This window comes from Sorangium sp. So ce145 (assembly GCF_051525985.1).
Lineage (GTDB): Bacteria > Myxococcota_A > Polyangia > Polyangiales > Polyangiaceae > Sorangium > Sorangium cellulosum_B.
Window position 1 is genome coordinate 8,351,623 of sequence record NZ_CP150315.1, and the last position, 15,767, is coordinate 8,367,389.

Below are 15,767 nucleotides of genomic sequence, written 5' to 3' on the forward strand. Positions count from 1 at the left end.
GTTCCGACTCGTCTGCGAGCGCCACATCGAACGCGCACCGCGTGACGAGCTCCTTGGTGCCGGCAACCTTCGAGGGGGCGCCCGGAGGCGTCCTTGCCGTCCCACGAGAACGTCGTCCCGCTGTTCGGCTCGCGGGGGGCAGGTGAATCGCTCCTCGGAGCGCCGGCCGGCGATCTCGACGACCAGGTCGATGCGCTCGAGCGAGGCGGGCACGCCGCGGCGGCTGGGCGGGATCGTTAGGGCATCAGGCCGAGCGCGAAGAGGGCATCCGACCAGAGCGGCCAGAGCGTGCGGTACGGGTGGGTCGCGAGCACCACGCCGCCGCTCGGGAGGCGCCGGACGTAGAACCGGGCGTGGTCGACAAGGAACTCGAAGTGGTCGAGGGTGATCTCGACCTCCGACAGGGCCGAGCCGCTGCCTGTCTCCGCGCCCCCTCCATCGCTCTCCCTGCGCTGCCGCGTCCGCTCGTGGATCTCGCGCGCGCGCGGCTCCGCGGCGCGCCACGCGCCGTCTGGTGTCTCCGCCGCGGCTTCGAGCGCTTCGAGCAGGGCGGAGGGTGGTGTTGCCAGCGCCTTGAGGACGGTTTCGCGGGAGAGAGAGCTCGAATGCGCCCCCGCATGTCGTAGCGCGACGCACGCGCCGGGCGGCGCGGCTTCCACCCGCGCGCGGAGCGCATCCAGCGACAGGCCCGCGGTGCGCGACACCCTGTCCTTGTCGTGGAGGCAGATCCACGAGAGGGCGAGATCGCGCGCGATGTCGCGGGCGTCCGCGTTGTACGTCGCGCACAGGGCGACCGGCGCGAGCCAGGTCCGCGCCGTCGTGCAGCCGCCGGTCGGGACGCGCCCGCTCGCGTCCGGCGCGCAGAGGCGGAGCAGGACATCCTCGATGTCTTCCAGCGCCATGTGCCACGCGAGCACGGCCTCGGCCTGCACGGAGCGCGGGCCGCGGTCTAAGGCGAGGTCCATGTGCATGGGGGCAAAGGCCTCGATCTGGCGGGCGTGCATGTGGATGGGGCCCTTCGGCTTGAGACGCTCGCTCTTGTCGGTGAAGCAGCGAAGGATGCAATGGACGAAGTGCTCCTGGCTCAACGATGCGACGAAGTAGGTCTCCGCGTCGGTGCGTCCGAAGTGGGTTCGGAGCATCGCGACCACTTCATCCACGGAGATCGTATGGCATTCCGTGTCGCGGTCCATGATCGCGCGCATGCTGTACCGTGGCTCCTTGATGAGGGCCGACAGCGCCGCGCCGAACGCATCGACCCTCTGTGCCTCGTCACACCAGGCGAAGAAAAACGGACCTTCTCTCATCGATCGATCCTCCTCGTGAGGTAGCCTGCGTCAGGACATGAGGCCGAGCACGAAGAGCGCGTCGGACCAGAGCGGCCAGAGGGTGCGGTAGGGGTGGGTCGCCAGCACCACGCCGCCGCTCGGGAGCCGCCGGACGTGGAAGGGGGCGTGTTCTTCGAGGAAGCGGGTGTGCTCGCGCGTCGTGATGTTTACCCAGAAGGCGGGTGGGACCTCCCCCGCGTCCTCGTCCTCGAGCTGGCGGCGTAGTTCCAGGAGCTCGCGCGCCTTGGGTTCGGCCGCGCGCCACGTGTCGTCGGGCACCGCCGCCGCCTCGAGCGCTTCGAGCAGCGTGGCCGGCGGCGTCGCGAGCGCCTTGAGGACGGCCTCGCGCGAGAGCGAACGCGTGAGCTCGCTCTTGCCTTTCATGGGCACGCGCGCGCCGCGCGGCGCGGCTTCCACACGCGCGTGGAGCGTCGAAAGCGGCGTACCCGCGATGCGTGAGACGCTCTCCTTATGATGGAGGCTCACCCACGAAAGGGCGAGGTCGCGCGCGAGCTCCGCGGCGTTCGCGTTGTACGTCGCGGACATCGCGACCGGGGCGATCCAGTCCTCCTCGCCCGTGCAGGCGCCGGTCGGCACGCGCCCGCTCGCGTCCGGCGCGCAGAGGCGGAGCAGGAGGTCCTCGACGTCGCCCTGGACCACGTGGTAGGCGGCCGCGGCCTCGGCCTCCACGGAGCGGGGGCCCCTGCTCACCGCGAGCTCGTAGGGGTAGAAATCCTTCTTGCGTTCGCCCGCATCTACCCTGAGGGGGCCGTAAGGATGGCGACGTTCGCTTTCCTCCGGGTAGCACGCGAGGTCGAACCTCATGACGCGCTTGGAATCGTTCGGCCTCACGCTGGAGCCCACGTGAGCGCTCTTCAAACCTCCGAAGTGAGCGCGCACCATCGCGAGCACCTCGTCGATGGAGCACGTTCGGCAGGTTAGGCTCGCGCTCATGCCCAGGCTTAACATATACCCCGGGATGACCAGCGCGGACAGCGCCGCCGCGAACGCATCGATCCGTTCTGGCTCGTCGCACCAGGCGACAAATTGAGGTCCTGAATAGCTCATAGCCGGATTACCATGATGGGTTTGTTGAAGCCCTCGAGGGTAACGGTCTTACCAGCGTCCCAATCGAATAGGTAGCCATCCTTGACGGTGAACTTCTTCGGATCGAACTTCGCCCCCTGCTCGATGATGATCTCGACCCGCGCCACGTCTCCATCGAGCCTCCTCTTCTTCAACGCCTCCATCGCGTTCAAAAGCTGATCGCGCACCTTGAAGAAGGGGATTCTCGCGCCGCCCTTGGCTTCGCTCACGATCAGCTTGTGTCCGCTGGATATCGACAAGAAGTCAGGCGCCGCACCCTCGCTACCGCCATGGCTCGATTCCCTCGGAATCTTGAGCACGTCGCGCACGCCGTCGTCGCCGACCCCGATGAGCGATCTTCCGTCGTCCACCAGGAACTTGGCCGCCTTCTTCTCGAAGATGTCCACATCGAACTTCGTGATCGCCCCCGTGAGCGTCTTGTACCCCCGGACGCGGTTCGTCTTCACGATCTTGGCGAACGCCTCCTCGATCTCGGCGATCTCCCCGGCCACCCGGATCGCGGACGGCCTGAGCCCCCCGGCGGTCTTGATCACCCGCCACATCGGCCCGATCGCCGCGACCCCGAACCCCACCCCCGAGAAGATCCGCTCCTCGTCGCTGAGCTCCTGCCCCGACGGCAGGCACCACGCCTTGCCCGTCACGGCCTCGCACAGGTCGAGCGCCGGCCCCACCACCGGCACGAATCCGACCCCGAGGCGCGTCGTCGCGTGGACGAGGGTCTACATCACCTCCGCGTACGCCCCGAACCCCTCGGCGACCGTCGACATCGCCCCCGCGAACGCGCTGATCGTCTGGTAGAGCTGCGTCTGCTCCAGGTCGAACCCGTCCCCTGTCCACAGGTTGAGGTTGTCCTTCATCTGGTCCGCGAGCGCGTCGAACCGCGGCTTCAGCACCGTGTCCACTTGCACCCGCAGGTCCGGCGGGATCGGCGTCTCGATGAACCAGTCCGACGCATCCATGAACTGCCGCACGAACCCGGTGATCCGGTTCTGCGCCTTCAGGAACGCGTTGGTCTCCGCGAGCGACACGCCCATCCGGTCGCGCAGCGCGATCTCCAGCGCTCCGCTGTTGGCCCTCCACGCCCGAACGTTCGCCACGAAGTCCGCCCGGAAGACCACCACCCGGCCGCTCACGTCCGCCTCCAGCGCCGCGAGCACCGCGTCCGCGTACGCCGCGTAGGGATCCCGCCCCTCGTCGAACGCCCCGTTCACCTCGGCGATGTCCGGCACCTCGACCCACGGCACCTCGCTCTCCCCGAGCGCGTACGCCTGCGGGTCGTCCGGGTCCCACCCTCGGTGATGTTCGTCGATGAAGACCGATTTGCGAGGCTGGAGGACTGTTCCGAGAGCGCGGATGCCCACCCTCGGCCCGTGCTCGGCGCTCCGCGCCTGCGCGCGGTCCGCCCCTCCGTCGAGTAGGGGCCCCGGTCACCCAGGGGCCCCTCTCACAGAACCGGACTTGTGGGCCTCACATCCGGCTCTTCGGGACGCCGGCATCCGAGGTCGCCCTCGTCGTCCGGCGCCGGTGTTTCCACCCGCAGCTATCCCAGCGGCAGCGCAAGCTGCGCCGGGGCGATGATGGCTCGGCCTTGCAGTTCCCTCCACTTGGCCGCCAGCGAAACGAGCCCACGTTCGGCGAAGTACGCGTTACGCAGTCCCCGATCCACGGGCGAGTAGTGGCTGAGCGCCCACCAGGAGCGATGCCCCTCGTAGACCTTCCACGCCGTCTTGGGCTTCACGCCGAGCCGGATGAGCCGGCGTGCGATCGTGCGCTTGCGCTTCCACTGCTTGAGCAGCAGCGCGCGCAGCCGCCGCCGGATGTGCGCGTCGAGGTTCGATAGCATCCGCGCCGCGGCCTCGGTGCAGATCCAGAAGAAGCCGATCCAGCCGAGCAGGTACGCGTTCAGCTGGAGGATGCAGTCGCGGAGCGACCTTCCCCAGTTGCGCGGCACCAGCTCGCGGACCTTTTCGTCGACGCGGGTCTTGGACCGCTTCGACAGCCTCACCTCGACGCTTCCGTCCTCCGGCTCGCGCCGCAGGCTGAAACCGACGAAGTGTCGCCCCTCCGGTCGAGCGACCGCGCTCTTGGCCGCGTTCACCTTCAGCCGCAGCCGGCTCTCGATGAAGCGGACCACACTCGCCATCACACGCTGGCCGCTCCGCTCACTTCGGACGTAGATGTTCACGTCGTCGGCGTAGCGGACGAATCGGTGGCCGCGCCGCGCGAGCTCCCAGTCGAGCTCGTCGAGCACGATATTACTGAGCAGCGGCGAAAGTGGACCGCCCTGCGGCGCCCCCTCCTCCGTGCTCACCACCACCCCGTTCGGCATGATCACCTTGGCCTTGAGCATCCTTCGGATCAGGTCGATGAGCCGTCGGTCCTTGACCCGCAGCTCAAGCCTGGCGAGCAAGCGGTCGTGGTGGACCCGATCAAAGAAGGTCTCCAGATCGAGATCGACCATCCACTCGTGCCCCTCCTCCAGATGCCACACGGCCTCCGCGATCGCCGTGTGACAGCTCCTCCCCGGCCGGAAGCCATGGCTGCTTTCGTGGAACGTCGGCTCGTAGTGCGGGCTGAGCACCAGGTGCACCGCCTGCTGTACGATCCGATCGACCACGTTCGGGATGCCAAGGCCGCGCTGGCCGCCCCCTACCTTCGGGATCCACACCCGGCGGATCAGGCCGGGTCGGTAGCTCCCTTCCAGCAGCTCGCGTCGCAGCGCCGGCAGCACGACGTCGAGGTGCGCGCGCACCTCGTCCACGCTCTGCCGATCCGGTCCAGGGGCGCCGTCGTTCTGCGCCACCTTCTCGAACGCACGCATCAGGTTGTCCTCGGACGCCACCTCCTCCATCGTCATCGCCGGCAGGGCGATTCCCTTCGTGTTCCGAGCCTTCGGCACCGCGCGCGGCGCAGGCACGGACCGGCCCGTGTCCACCCCGCCGTCGGCCCCTTGCGGGTTGTCGGCTGTCGCTCGGAACAGTTCGAGCTGTCCTGCCTGTTCACTGGCCGTGGTCGCCTTCCCTCCCCGCGTCGCCGCGGTTGGGACCGCCTTTCGGCGGCCTTGCGGTAGTACGCGACCATCCGACTCCTCCCGTCCCTTCACCACTTTGTCCTTTCGTTCTCCGTGGTTACCGCCCGCGGTCGCCCGCGGCGGAGGCCGGGAGGCCTCCCCGGGTAAGAGCGCGAAACTTCGTGCCGAGCCCGTCGCCTATACGCACGCCGCCCGACGGACATTTGGGCTTCGCCGCCGTTGGCCGGCTCACCCCGCGGTACGCGCGCCTCGTCAGCGCTTCGCTTTCGCTCGGTTCGGCACTGCACCTTAGACTTCCACCAGACGCTCCCTCGCGGGCTCGCCCTTGTCGCTTCGGTGTTGGGTTCCTTTCCGCCTAGGTCCCAAGAGGACTTTCACCTCCAGTTCCGCGCCCATGCCGGGCGCACCAAATCGCGCGCTCCGCGCGCTCAGGGAGGGGTGCGCCGTCCCGCATATCCAGGTGGGAACCTGAGAGGGAGAGCAGCCGGGCAACTCGCGTCAGGACGTGATGCCCAGCAAGAAGAGGGCGTCGGCCCAGAGCGGCCAGAGGGTGCGGTACGGGTGCGTCGCCAGCACCACGCCGCCGCTCGGCAGGCGGCGCACGTGGAACGGGGCGTGCTCTTCGAGGAAGCGGACGTGCCTGCGCGTGGTCGTGTCCACCCGCCAGGTGGGCAGACCTTCGATCTCCTCGGTCTGGCTTGTCAGCTCCAAAATCTCTCTCGCGCGCGGCGCGGCGGCGCGCCACGCGTCGTCGGGCACCGCCGATGCTTTAAGGGCGTCGAGCAACGCGGAAGGCGGTGCTGCCAGCGCCTTGAGGACGGTTTCGCGGGAGAGCGACCGCGCGTGCTCGCTGCCACCTTTCATGGCGACGCGCGCACCGGCCGGCGCGGCTTCCACCCGCGCGCGGAGCGCATCGAGCGACATGCCTGCGGCGCGCTTGATCTTGCCCTTGTCGTGGAGTTCCACCCATGACAGGGCGAGATCGCGCGCGAGTTCCGCGGTGTTCGCGTTGTACGTGGCGCACATGTCGACCGGCGCGACCCAGTCCCAGGCGTTCGTGCATGCGCCGGTCGGGATCCGTCCGCTCGCGTCTGGCGCGTAGAAGCGGAGCAGGAGGTCCTCGAGATCGTCCTCAATCACGAGCCACGCCAGCGCAGCCTCGGTCTCGATCGAGCGCTGGCCCCTGCTCAAGACGAGATCGAGCTCAGGACGGAGAAAGTCGGATTTGTCGCACACACGCAAGACGAGGGGGCCGGATGCATGGCGACGTTCGTATTCTTCCGCGAAGCACGCGATGCCGAAGCATATCGCGCGCTCGGGGTGCCTCAGCATGACGCCGAAGGATAGGTCCGCGTTGATCCATCCGGAGAAGTGGGCGCGGACCGTCGCGACCACCTCGTCGATGGAGTGCGTTTTGATCCAAATGTCGTTATCCATCGCCACGCGGATGAGGTCTCCCGGAATCACCAGCGCCGACAGCGCTGCCGCGAGCGCGTCGACCCGGTCGGCCTCGTCACACCACGCGTAGAACATGGGGCCTGCTTCGCTCATAGCCGGATCACCATGACGAATTTGTCGCCTACGGCGACGGGTTTGCCCGTGAGCAGGTTGATCAAGTAGCCGTCCCGCACGCCGATGTTCTTGTTATCAAACGTCGCCCCCTGCTTCATGATGAGCTCCAATCGGGCAACGTCGCCATGGAGCTTCCACTTCGTCTTCAGCGTTTCCATCGCGTTCGTCAACTGCTCGATCACGTCCCTGGCGATTACCTCGTCTCCGCCTTTTGCCTCGCTGAGAATCAGCTCGTTCCCTCCGCGTAACGAGACGAAGTCCGGCGCCTTCCCCTCGATGGTACCCGTCCGTGACTCCTTCGGAATGTCGAGCACCCTGCGCACGCCGTCGTCGCCGACCCCGATGAGCGCTCTTCCGTCGTCCACCAGGAACTTGGCCGCTTTCTTCTCGAAGATGTTCACCGCCTTGGTCGTGATCGCCCCGGTGAGCGTCTTGTACCCCCGGACGCGGTTCGTCTTCACGATCTTGGCGAAAACCTCCTCGATCTCGGCGATCTCCCCGGCCACCCGGATCGCGGACGGCCGCAGCCCGCTGGCGGTCTTGATCACCCGCCACATCGGCCCGATCGCCGCGACCCCGAATCCTACCCCCGAGAAGATCCTCTCCTCGTCGCTCAGCTCCTGCCCCGACGGCAGGCACCACGCCTTCCCCGTCACGGCCTCGCACAGGTCGAGCGCCGGCCCTACCACCGGCACGAAGCCCACCCCGATGCGCGTCGTCGCGTGCACCAGCGTCTGCATCACCTCCGCGTATGCCTCGACGCCCTCGCTGACCGTCGACATCGCCGCCGCGAAGGCGCTGATCGTCTGGTAGAGCTGCGTCTGCTCCAGGTCGAACCCGTCCCCTGTCCACAGGTTGAGGTTGTCCTTCATCTGGTCCGCGAGCGCGTCGAACCGCGGCTTGAGCACCGTGTCCACCTGCGCCCGCAGATCCGGCGGGATCGGCGAGTCCTCGAACCAGTCCGACGCATCCATGAACTGCCGCACGAACCCGGTGATCCGGTTCTGCGCCTTCAGGAACGCGTTGGTCTCCGCCAGCGACACGCCCATCCGGTCGCGCAGCGCGATCTCCAGCGCCGCGCTGTTGGCCCTCCACGCCCGCACGTTCGCCACGAAGTCCGCCCGAAAGACCACCACCCGGCCGCTCACGTCCGCCTCCAGCGCCGCGAGCACCGCATCCGCGTACGCCGCGTAGGGATCCCTCCCTTCGTCGAACGCCCCGTCCACCTCCGCGATGTCCGGCACCTCGACCCACGGCACCTCGCTCTCCCCGAGCGCGTACGCCTGCGGGTCGTCCGGATCCCACCCTTCGGCGCGCGCGTCTTCCGTCGCCAGGTCCGCGACCTCGTCGGCCTGCGCGCCGAACTCGTCCATCAGCCGCGCGAGCTCGTCCTCGAGATCGCTGACGCTCTGCTTCAGGTCGTCGACGAGCTGCTCCATCGCCGCGCGCGTCTCCGGCGCGACCGCGTCCTTGTGCCGGTCCAGGATCGCTTCGAGGTCGGTCCGCGATATCTCGTCGAGCGGCCGGCCGACAAGGTCCTTGAGCTCGGTGTCGAGCTGCTGGAGCAGGTCCATCTTCTCCGCCAGCAGGCCCACCGCCCGTGCGTTCGCCACGAGCGCCGCGCGCTCCTTGGCGATCTCGGCCAGCAGGATCTCGATGTCGCGCGCCAGCGCCGGGTTGACCTCCGCGAGGCTCAGGTCGAGCGTCGTGTCGCCGAAGAACGCCGTCCCGCTGCGCCGCACGTTGAAGAGAGGCTTGTTCAGTCCGAGCGGCTCCGAGACGAGGTGCACCACCTCGTGCGACTCGGTGCACCAGTCATCGCCGGCAGAGTTCTTCACATGGAAGTGGAAGTCGTTCGCTCCCATCTGGAGCAGCACCGAGTCGAACTCCGTCTCCGCCCTGTTCGTCTGCGGTCCGTCGGGGAGCTCCAGCAGCGCGCCGGGGACCTCGTACGTGGTCAGCGGCGTATCGTTGACGCTGAAGAAGTTGTGTCCGACGAGGAACGCCCCTTCGCACGAGGAGCTGAGCTCCGTGCGCTCCCAGTCCAGCCTGTACGGGGTACCGGCCCACGCGAACGACGGCGCCAGCACCGCCAGCGCCGTGACCAGCGCGACGAGCCTCGGGAACACCGCGGCGCTCCGGCCGCGCAGCGCAACGTCCTTGGCGCCTCTCATGTCCCCTCCGCGCCGCGCACGGCGGCGTCATACGCGATCGCGGCGCCCTTCACGTCGCCCGCGTCGAGCCTCGCCTGAGCCGCGTCGAGCTCCGCCGCGCCCATCCCCTTCTCCCGCAGCGCTGCGAGGCCCGCCGCGATCTTCTGCGGCACCCCCGTGCTGAGCTCGGCCGCCGCGGCGTCGAACCGCCCCCGAAGCGCTGTGCAACCGGCCTCGCGCCAGGACGACCCCGCCGCCTCGCAGAGCGGTCGCAGCTGCGCCAGCGCCAGGAGCTCGCCGCACCGCTCGGCCAAGAGCGGCAGCCCGAGCTTCTCGCTCACCGGCGGCGCCGCCGACAGTGCCGCGACCTGCGCGCGCGCACGCTGCTCGAAGGCGTCCGACGCCTTGCGCGTCCGCGCCCCTGCGACGGCCTCGCGCGCCCCCTCGTCCATCTGCAGCACGCGGAGCGCCTGCCGGCGCAGCGCGATGCCGCCGAGCAGCGCCGACGCGGTCGCGTCGCTCCGGGCGACACGACCCTTCACGTAACCCAGCATCGCGTTCAGCGAGCGCAGCGCGCCCGACGTCATGTCCGGCAGCACCGCGCCGTGCGTGGCGAGCAGCTCCCTGTGCGGCGCCATCGCCTCATCGAAGGAGGCCGCGAAGACCTGGAGCGTCGCCGACCAGCTCAGGATCTCCGCGGTGAGCTCGCCAGGCGAGCGGCTCGCCTCGCGCGCCGCCGCGAGCACCGCCTGCTCCACGCCGTCGATGCCGTCGATGTCCGACCGCGACGCCTGCACCGAGAGCGCCGCGTATGCCGCCGTCTCCGCCGCCTCGGTCGCGCGGTACGCGGCGAAGCGCGCCGCGACGCCCGCGTATTTCGATCGCAGCGGGGCGGCCTCGTCCCGGGCCTGGTCGAAGATTGCCTGTACGGCCGCCGTCGCCTGCCTGTCGGCCGCGAGCGTGGCGGCGAGCGGCTCTCTCTCCGCGCTGGCCTTATCGAGCATCGCCGCCGTGAAGTTGCCGGCCGCGTCGACCGGCGCCTCCGCGAGCAGCACCCGCTGGCGGTCCCTCGCCTCGTCGAGCAGCGACGCAAGCTTGCCAGCGAGCGTCGCCCGCAGGGACTCGGCGTTCCTCACATCGTCGCGCACGTAGGCGATCGCCTCGTCGATGTGGCCGAACCAGACGCCGAGCGAGGTTTCGCTCGCGACGATCTCCTCCGGCGTCTTGTTGTTCGGCCATGTGGCCCACACCTCGATGGGCAGCGCGCCGTCCTTCTCGGCCTGGGCCCACGCGGCGCCCGGCCCCTGATTCTCGCCCACGCAGTGCTCCGCGCCGCCCACCGCCGCCGCGCAGAAGCTCCCGAACGTGTCGTCCCCGAACTTCCACAAACAACCTGCCCCCGTGGCGCCGAACATCAGCGCGCCGATGGCCGCCGCAAGGATCGCCCTCCGTCGCGCCGGTCTGGATCTCTCGATCATGCTCATTGCCTCCACCCCGCGAAATTTCTCGCCCGCGCACGCTCGCCCGCCGATTTTCCAGAAGCAAGCGTCCTCACCAGAGCGCTAGGACATTGCTCGGCCGTGGATCGCGCCCCGAGCGCCAGGTTGTCCGTCCTCAATGCGCGGACAGTCGCCGAACAGGAGAGGTGTGCTTGGGGGTGCGCGGCGCCACGGCCTGCGGACCGGCCGCGGGGTCGAGGCGGACGCCGCTGAGCTCGTGCCCCTCGCCGGCGAGCTCCGCGAGCGAGGTCTCGGCGTCGTGCTCCTGGGGCGCCGCGCGGCTGTCCACGTCGCCACCAGCAGGCCCGCGTGCGCCCGCCAGAGGAGCGGTGTCCGCGGCGGTACACGGAGGCCGCAGCGGCGGATGGAGGCGGCGACCGCGACAGGGACGCAGCGATCGCGACAGCGAGGCTCAGTGGACGGCCGGGCCTGCCGGGACCGGGGCGCTCTCGTCCGCCAGCGCGGCTGCCCTGCGGGCGAGGAGGGCCATGAGCCCCCTGGCGCCGACCACGGCATGGTCGGACACGCAGTTGTTGAAGATCGCGTGCACCTGCTCTGCCTCCTGGGAGAGCCGCGCGACGGTCTCCGCCCAGGGAGCGAGCTCCACGGGATCGTAGACGTACCTGAACTTCTCGTTCACGCCGACGGGCGCGTCCCAGGTCTCCTCGCGCCGGCCGTGGAAGCGCACCACGGCGAGGCGAGGATCGGCGACGAGCGCGGTGGGAGGCATGCTGTTGTCCTTGCCCTGCGGCTCATCGACGATGACGTAGAATGCGCCGAGATCTCGGAGGAGGTCCGCGACGCGCTCGATGCGTCCAGGCATGCCCCATGACCCGTGCCGGAGCTCGACGGCGAACGGGAGCCCGTCCATGCGCCGCCGGCACGCCTCGATGACACGCACGTTGCCGCGCGTCGCCGTGAACCACGGAGGGAACTGGAAGAGCACATACCCCAGCTTGCCCGCCTGGCGCAGCGGCTCGAGCGCCATCCGGAAGCGCTCCCAGAGCGCGTCTCTGACCTCGGCCGGCAGGTCTGCCGGGTAGAGGCGCCGCCGGTCGAAGAGCGAGGCTGGCAGCGCGCCCTGGACGTCCGGGGGGAGGCGGACGGGCTCCACCGGGTGCTGGGTGAGCGGCGCGAACGCCTTCATGTTGAACACGAAATCAGGCGGAGTCCGCTCGACCCACTGCGCCACCGTCCCGGGACCCGGGAGGGCGTAATAGCTCGAGTTGACCTCGACCACGGGGAACTGGGACGCGTAGAACTTCAGCCGTTGCGCCGGGCTCGACACGCCCTTCGGGTAGAATCGATGGCTCTTCACCAGGGTCGGGTCCGTCCACCCGGCGGTCCCGGCGAGGACGTTGCCGATGCGGGCGGGCACAGGCGCGCACGCCGCGAGCGCCGCGGCGCGCGCGAGCCGCTGCTCCTGCTGGTGTGGAGCCTCCTCTGAAGGCGACCGCGGCGGGTCGCGCAGGGCTTCTTCGTGCATATCGGGAGCAACGTAAGGCCTCGTTGCGGCGATGGAACCGCTCGCCCGCAGATACGGCGGCAGGCGCTCATTGCCTCTCACGAAGGTCCTCTCTCCAGTCGTGCGCAACTGCTGGTCGTGCGCGTATGCTCCCGCTCGCTCGACGAGCTCCCGGATTGCCAGATCCTGATCCAGGCGGCCTTCCGTCACGCTCTTTCGCCGTGGTGGATGAGGCCGCGAATGCAGAACGCCGACAGCGTGGAGAGCCCAGATTGTGCATGCGCCGGCCGGTCGCCTGCGCTATACTGAACAGGGGCTAGGGGGATTGATATATTCCTGCCCGGCAGGACAGAGGTGATCGATGTATTCAGCGAATCGTCGCCGGAATATCGAGCGGGAGGAGCGCATGCTGCTCCGCGAGAAGCGGGAGCAAGCGGCCGGCAAGCTCCTTCAGAAGGTGCCGCAGCTCACGAGCTTGAACCTGGAAATTCGCGAGACCCGGCCCAATTCGGCCATGAATGAGACGCAGTACATCCGCCGCGTCGTTGTCGAGCATGCGCATGCGCTGTTCGAAATGCCGTGCTCGTACTCGTCGTGTGACAACGGCGGCTACGACGTGACGCAGGAGATCCTGCGCGGCCTCGCTTCGCGCACGGCGCGGTTCGAGGGGGAATGCGCCTGTCGAGGGAGCTGTGGTGGCGAGTGCTGCTCCCGGGTCCTCCGCTACGTCGCCACGGCCACATACCGCAGCCCCGAGGCATAGGGCGGGCGCTTATCGCCCGGGACGGCGTACGCCGCGAGCGGGGGCCGGGGCGCTGTCCGCGCCTCGGCTCGCGCTCCGCGCTTCACTCGGTGATGGGAGGCTGTGGCCCCGGGACGATCCCTGCGATGTCCGGATCCTCCCCCGGTGTTCCGCCGTCACCGGGGCCCTTTTCCTTGCGGCGCGCGAGACGGTTCGCGTCTTTCTCGCGCTGCTTTTCCTGCCGGGCGCGTTCTTTTTGCCGCTTCATTGCTGCCTGTTTCTGCTGCATAGGGAGCCAGGCCTTTCAGCGCCTCCGGGCGGCGCGTTCTTCAGCACCTCGCGGTGCGTCCTGAAGGCGCAGGCGCGGCGCACGAGCGGCGCCGCGCCGCGCCCGCGAGATCAGTACCGGTCGCCGCGACCGCCGCGGCCGCCGGAGCCACCGCGACCGCCGCGGCCACCGCCGCCGCCGCCGAAGCCGCCCCCACCGAAGCCGCCACCGCCGCCGCCGAAGCCGCCCCCACCGCCGCCGCCGAAGCCGCCCCCACCGCCGCCGCCGAAGCCGCGCGCCGGGCGCTCCTGCGCTTCGTTGACCTTGAGCGCGCGGCCATCGAGGACCGCGCCGTTCAGCTGCGAGATCGCGCTGTTCGCGGCCTGGGCCGAGCCCATGGTCACGAACGCGAAGCCGCGCGGCTGCCCCGTCTCGCGGTCGGTCGGCATCGCGATCTCACGGACCTCGCCGGCTGCGGCGAACGCGGACTCGAGGGTCTCGCGGGTGGTGCTGAACGAAAGGTTTCCTACGTAGAGACGATTTCCCATGCCATCCTGCTTTTTTTACGGCTTTCTGTTGCGCCACTGCGGCGCTCTCGGCCTGCCATCCGACGAAGCCGTAACGGATCGAACGGAGACGTGCCGCGCGGAACTCCCGCGCGGTCACACGGTGCGTCGTCCAGTCGTCCGAGCGAGCTGCAGGCTCCCTCACGAGAGGGAAACAGGAAAGCGTCGTATCGAGGGCCAGGGACGTTCGTGAGAAGAAGCATCCTAGCCCGATGCGCCGTCGTTCGCAAGCGGGCCGTCCGTGGTCGAGGGTGCCACGCGTCGCCACCGCGCGCTCGCGCCTCGCGGGCGCGCCAGCTCCACGCGGCCTCCTGCTCGCCTCGCCGCGCCAGCTGGCTGTACGCTTACGGGCGGCTCGGGTGATCGCCGGCACGGGCGAGGCCGTCTACCGCGGCCGCGACGTCCCCCCGCGGCGCGGGTGAGGCCGAGGCGGCGCCGGCCTCGGCGGGGGCGGAGCGGCTGGCGATCCAGAGCCAGAGGACGAGGGCGCCGAGCGCGATGCGGTACCACCCGAACGGCGCGAGACCATAACGCTTCAGGTAACGCAGGAAGACCGCGATCACGAGCAGGGCGACGGCGAACGAGACGGCGAGCCCGACCACGAGCGCAACGATCCCGCCGGGGGCGTCGAGCAAGGCGCGGCCGTTCTTGACGAGATCGAAGACGGTCGCGGCGCCGAGCGTGGGGATGGCGAGGAGGAACGAGAACTCGGCGGCCGCGGCGGTGCTGAGGCCGGAGAGCTGCCCGCCGACGATGGTGGTCATCGAGCGCGACGCGCCGGGCCAGAGCGAGAAGCACTGCGCGAAGCCGATCGCGAGCGCGCGCTGGAACGTGACGTCCTCGACGCGCGGGGCGCCCTGATCCGGCCGGCGGCGGCGGACCGACTCGACGCCGATCATCAGGAAGCCGCCGACGATGAGCGCGGCCGCGACGGGCCCCGGGCCGAACAGGTGCGCCTTGATCGCCTTGTGGAAGAGCAGGCCGACCACGGCGGCGGGGAGAAACGCGAACGCGAGGGCGAGCGCGAGGCGGAGACTGTCGGGATCCCGCCGGACCATGCCGCGCACGGTGGTCGAGAGGCGCTCGCGGAAATAGACGACGACGGCGAGCACCGCGCCGAGCTGGATCACGATATCGAGCGTCTTCGCCGCCTCGCTCTGGTGACCGAGCCACGCGCCGAGCAGGATGAGATGACCGGTGGACGAGACGGGAAGGAACTCGGTCAGGCCCTCGAGGACCCCGAGCAGGACGGCATCGAACCAGAACATTGCGCCGAGTCTACCCTCACGCGGGCGAGAGGTGCTCGAGAGCGCGCACGGGATCGACCTGCGTGGCGGGATCGCGGCGCGGCCGCGGCGGCGCGGTGGAGGGCGCCGGCCGTCGCGAGGGTAGCGCCGGAGCCGGAGGCCCCACCCACCAGCTGCAGAAAGAGGCCGCCGCGACATCGAACCTCGCGACGTACGTGCGCGCCATCCAGTCCGCCGTCGTCAACCACGCGACCAAGGTCGCCGGCATGGTCGATGAGGACGAGCCCGAGACCGTCGAGTCCGTCCGGAAGGCCCGCCGCCCGCTCGACGCGCACCGCGAGGCCGGCGCCCGGCGGGGGCAGGGCGGCGCCAAGGGCGAGGCGACGAACAGCGCGCCGGCCGCCCCGCCGGCGACCGAGACGGGGGCCGACGGCGGCGCGCTGGGCTGAAGACCGCGGGCCCCAACCCGGCACGTTCCGTGCCGTCGCGTCGCTCCGGAATGTGGGTATAGCATGCCACCGGATGCAACCCGCCCCGATGCTCGCGCAAGCGGCGCAGCGGCGACATGACCCACAGCGATCTTCCCCCAGACGTCCCCCCTTGTGGCTCGTCGTGTCGATCGGCGGCGTATTCACCGGCGTGGCCGTGCCGGCGATTCTCGCCGGCGATGCCGCTCGATCGCCGGCACCATCACAACGCAACATCCGGGTGCGTGCGCCCGCCGAGCGCCCCCGGCCCGAACGGCTGCCCTGGCCGCTGGGGGCGGTCGAATGATCTCCGAACGATCTC

15 protein-coding genes are annotated in these 15,767 nt (G+C 69.7%); 3 read left to right on the top strand and 12 right to left on the bottom strand.

The window, feature by feature from the left end; translation table 11 throughout:
- Positions 1–236 precede the first annotated feature (236 nt).
- The 9 genes from WMF34_RS30795 to WMF34_RS30835 all read right to left on the bottom strand — a co-directional run bounded on the left by WMF34_RS30795 (position 237) and on the right by WMF34_RS30835 (position 12,176).
- Positions 237–1,307 (bottom strand): hypothetical protein, encoded by a 1,071-nt coding sequence (locus WMF34_RS30795; RefSeq protein ID WP_437990029.1) that lies wholly within the window; start codon positions 1,305–1,307, stop codon positions 237–239.
- Between the two features lie 30 nt (positions 1,308–1,337).
- Positions 1,338–2,396 (bottom strand): hypothetical protein, encoded by a 1,059-nt coding sequence (locus tag WMF34_RS30800; RefSeq protein WP_437990030.1) that lies wholly within the window; start codon positions 2,394–2,396, stop codon positions 1,338–1,340.
- A complete protein-coding gene (locus WMF34_RS30805; RefSeq protein ID WP_437990031.1) occupies positions 2,393–3,076 on the bottom strand; it encodes a hypothetical protein in 684 nt (227 codons plus the stop codon). Before WMF34_RS30805 ends, WMF34_RS30800 begins: the two co-directional genes overlap by 4 nt.
- A gap of 78 nt (positions 3,077–3,154) precedes the next feature.
- Positions 3,155–3,796: a hypothetical protein gene (locus WMF34_RS30810; protein WP_437990032.1), complete on the bottom strand. Its 642-nt coding sequence runs from the start codon at positions 3,794–3,796 to the stop codon at positions 3,155–3,157.
- 179 nt (positions 3,797–3,975) lie between these two features.
- Positions 3,976–5,538: a group II intron reverse transcriptase/maturase gene (gene ltrA / locus WMF34_RS30815; protein WP_437990033.1), complete on the bottom strand. Its 1,563-nt coding sequence runs from the start codon at positions 5,536–5,538 to the stop codon at positions 3,976–3,978.
- A 426-nt stretch (positions 5,539–5,964) separates the two neighbouring features.
- Positions 5,965–7,017: a hypothetical protein gene (locus WMF34_RS30820; RefSeq protein ID WP_437990034.1), complete on the bottom strand. Its 1,053-nt coding sequence runs from the start codon at positions 7,015–7,017 to the stop codon at positions 5,965–5,967.
- Positions 7,014–9,212: a hypothetical protein gene (locus tag WMF34_RS30825; RefSeq protein ID WP_437990035.1), complete on the bottom strand. Its 2,199-nt coding sequence runs from the start codon at positions 9,210–9,212 to the stop codon at positions 7,014–7,016. The genes WMF34_RS30820 and WMF34_RS30825 overlap by 4 nt, the downstream gene beginning before the upstream one ends.
- On the bottom strand, positions 9,209–10,669 hold the full coding sequence (locus WMF34_RS30830; RefSeq protein WP_437990036.1) for a hypothetical protein: 1,461 nt from the start codon (positions 10,667–10,669) through the stop codon (positions 9,209–9,211). The genes WMF34_RS30825 and WMF34_RS30830 overlap by 4 nt, the downstream gene beginning before the upstream one ends.
- Before the next feature lie 433 nt (positions 10,670–11,102).
- Positions 11,103–12,176: a DUF72 domain-containing protein gene (locus WMF34_RS30835; RefSeq protein WP_437990037.1), complete on the bottom strand. Its 1,074-nt coding sequence runs from the start codon at positions 12,174–12,176 to the stop codon at positions 11,103–11,105.
- 385 nt (positions 12,177–12,561) lie between these two features.
- Between WMF34_RS30835 and WMF34_RS30840 the strand changes: the two genes are divergently transcribed.
- Complete coding sequence (locus tag WMF34_RS30840) at positions 12,562–12,918, top strand: hypothetical protein (protein ID WP_157907010.1); 357 nt, start codon at positions 12,562–12,564, stop codon at positions 12,916–12,918.
- An 82-nt stretch (positions 12,919–13,000) separates the two neighbouring features.
- On the opposite strand, the gene WMF34_RS30845 is transcribed toward WMF34_RS30840, so the two are convergent.
- The 3 genes from WMF34_RS30845 to WMF34_RS30855 form a co-directional block, all read right to left on the bottom strand.
- Positions 13,001–13,186, bottom strand: coding sequence for a hypothetical protein (locus WMF34_RS30845; RefSeq protein ID WP_012238616.1), 186 nt, complete (start codon positions 13,184–13,186; stop codon positions 13,001–13,003).
- A gap of 110 nt (positions 13,187–13,296) precedes the next feature.
- Positions 13,297–13,713, bottom strand: a complete 417-nt coding sequence (locus tag WMF34_RS30850; protein ID WP_012238617.1) for an RNA recognition motif domain-containing protein — start codon at positions 13,711–13,713, stop codon at positions 13,297–13,299.
- Positions 13,714–14,075: 362 nt separating this feature from the next.
- Entirely contained in the window at positions 14,076–14,999 is a 924-nt protein-coding gene (locus WMF34_RS30855) for an undecaprenyl-diphosphate phosphatase (protein ID WP_437990038.1), read from the bottom strand.
- Positions 15,000–15,061: 62 nt separating this feature from the next.
- Between WMF34_RS30855 and WMF34_RS30860 the strand changes: the two genes are divergently transcribed.
- Together WMF34_RS30860 and WMF34_RS30865 are read left to right on the top strand one after the other, a co-directional pair.
- Positions 15,062–15,427 carry a hypothetical protein gene (locus tag WMF34_RS30860; protein WP_437990039.1) on the top strand — a complete coding sequence of 122 codons (366 nt, stop codon included), beginning with the start codon at positions 15,062–15,064 and terminating at the stop codon, positions 15,425–15,427.
- A 151-nt stretch (positions 15,428–15,578) separates the two neighbouring features.
- Positions 15,579–15,752 carry a hypothetical protein gene (locus WMF34_RS30865; protein WP_437990040.1) on the top strand — a complete coding sequence of 58 codons (174 nt, stop codon included), beginning with the start codon at positions 15,579–15,581 and terminating at the stop codon, positions 15,750–15,752.
- Positions 15,753–15,767: the final 15 nt, after the last annotated feature.

Coding starts and splice junctions, on each gene's coding strand:
- WMF34_RS30820 (WP_437990034.1), bottom strand. CDS start 7,017: ATGAGCGAAGCAGGCCCCATGTTCTACGCGTGGTGTGACGAGGCCGAC.
- WMF34_RS30845 (WP_012238616.1), bottom strand. CDS start 13,186: ATGCAGCAGAAACAGGCAGCAATGAAGCGGCAAAAAGAACGCGCCCGG.
- WMF34_RS30800 (WP_437990030.1), bottom strand. CDS start 2,396: ATGAGCTATTCAGGACCTCAATTTGTCGCCTGGTGCGACGAGCCAGAA.
- WMF34_RS30850 (WP_012238617.1), bottom strand. CDS start 13,713: ATGGGAAATCGTCTCTACGTAGGAAACCTTTCGTTCAGCACCACCCGC.
- WMF34_RS30825 (WP_437990035.1), bottom strand. CDS start 9,212: ATGAGAGGCGCCAAGGACGTTGCGCTGCGCGGCCGGAGCGCCGCGGTG.
- WMF34_RS30835 (WP_437990037.1), bottom strand. CDS start 12,176: ATGCACGAAGAAGCCCTGCGCGACCCGCCGCGGTCGCCTTCAGAGGAG.
- WMF34_RS30840 (WP_157907010.1), top strand. CDS start 12,562: ATGCTGCTCCGCGAGAAGCGGGAGCAAGCGGCCGGCAAGCTCCTTCAG.
- WMF34_RS30855 (WP_437990038.1), bottom strand. CDS start 14,999: ATGTTCTGGTTCGATGCCGTCCTGCTCGGGGTCCTCGAGGGCCTGACC.
- WMF34_RS30830 (WP_437990036.1), bottom strand. CDS start 10,669: ATGATCGAGAGATCCAGACCGGCGCGACGGAGGGCGATCCTTGCGGCG.
- WMF34_RS30795 (WP_437990029.1), bottom strand. CDS start 1,307: ATGAGAGAAGGTCCGTTTTTCTTCGCCTGGTGTGACGAGGCACAGAGG.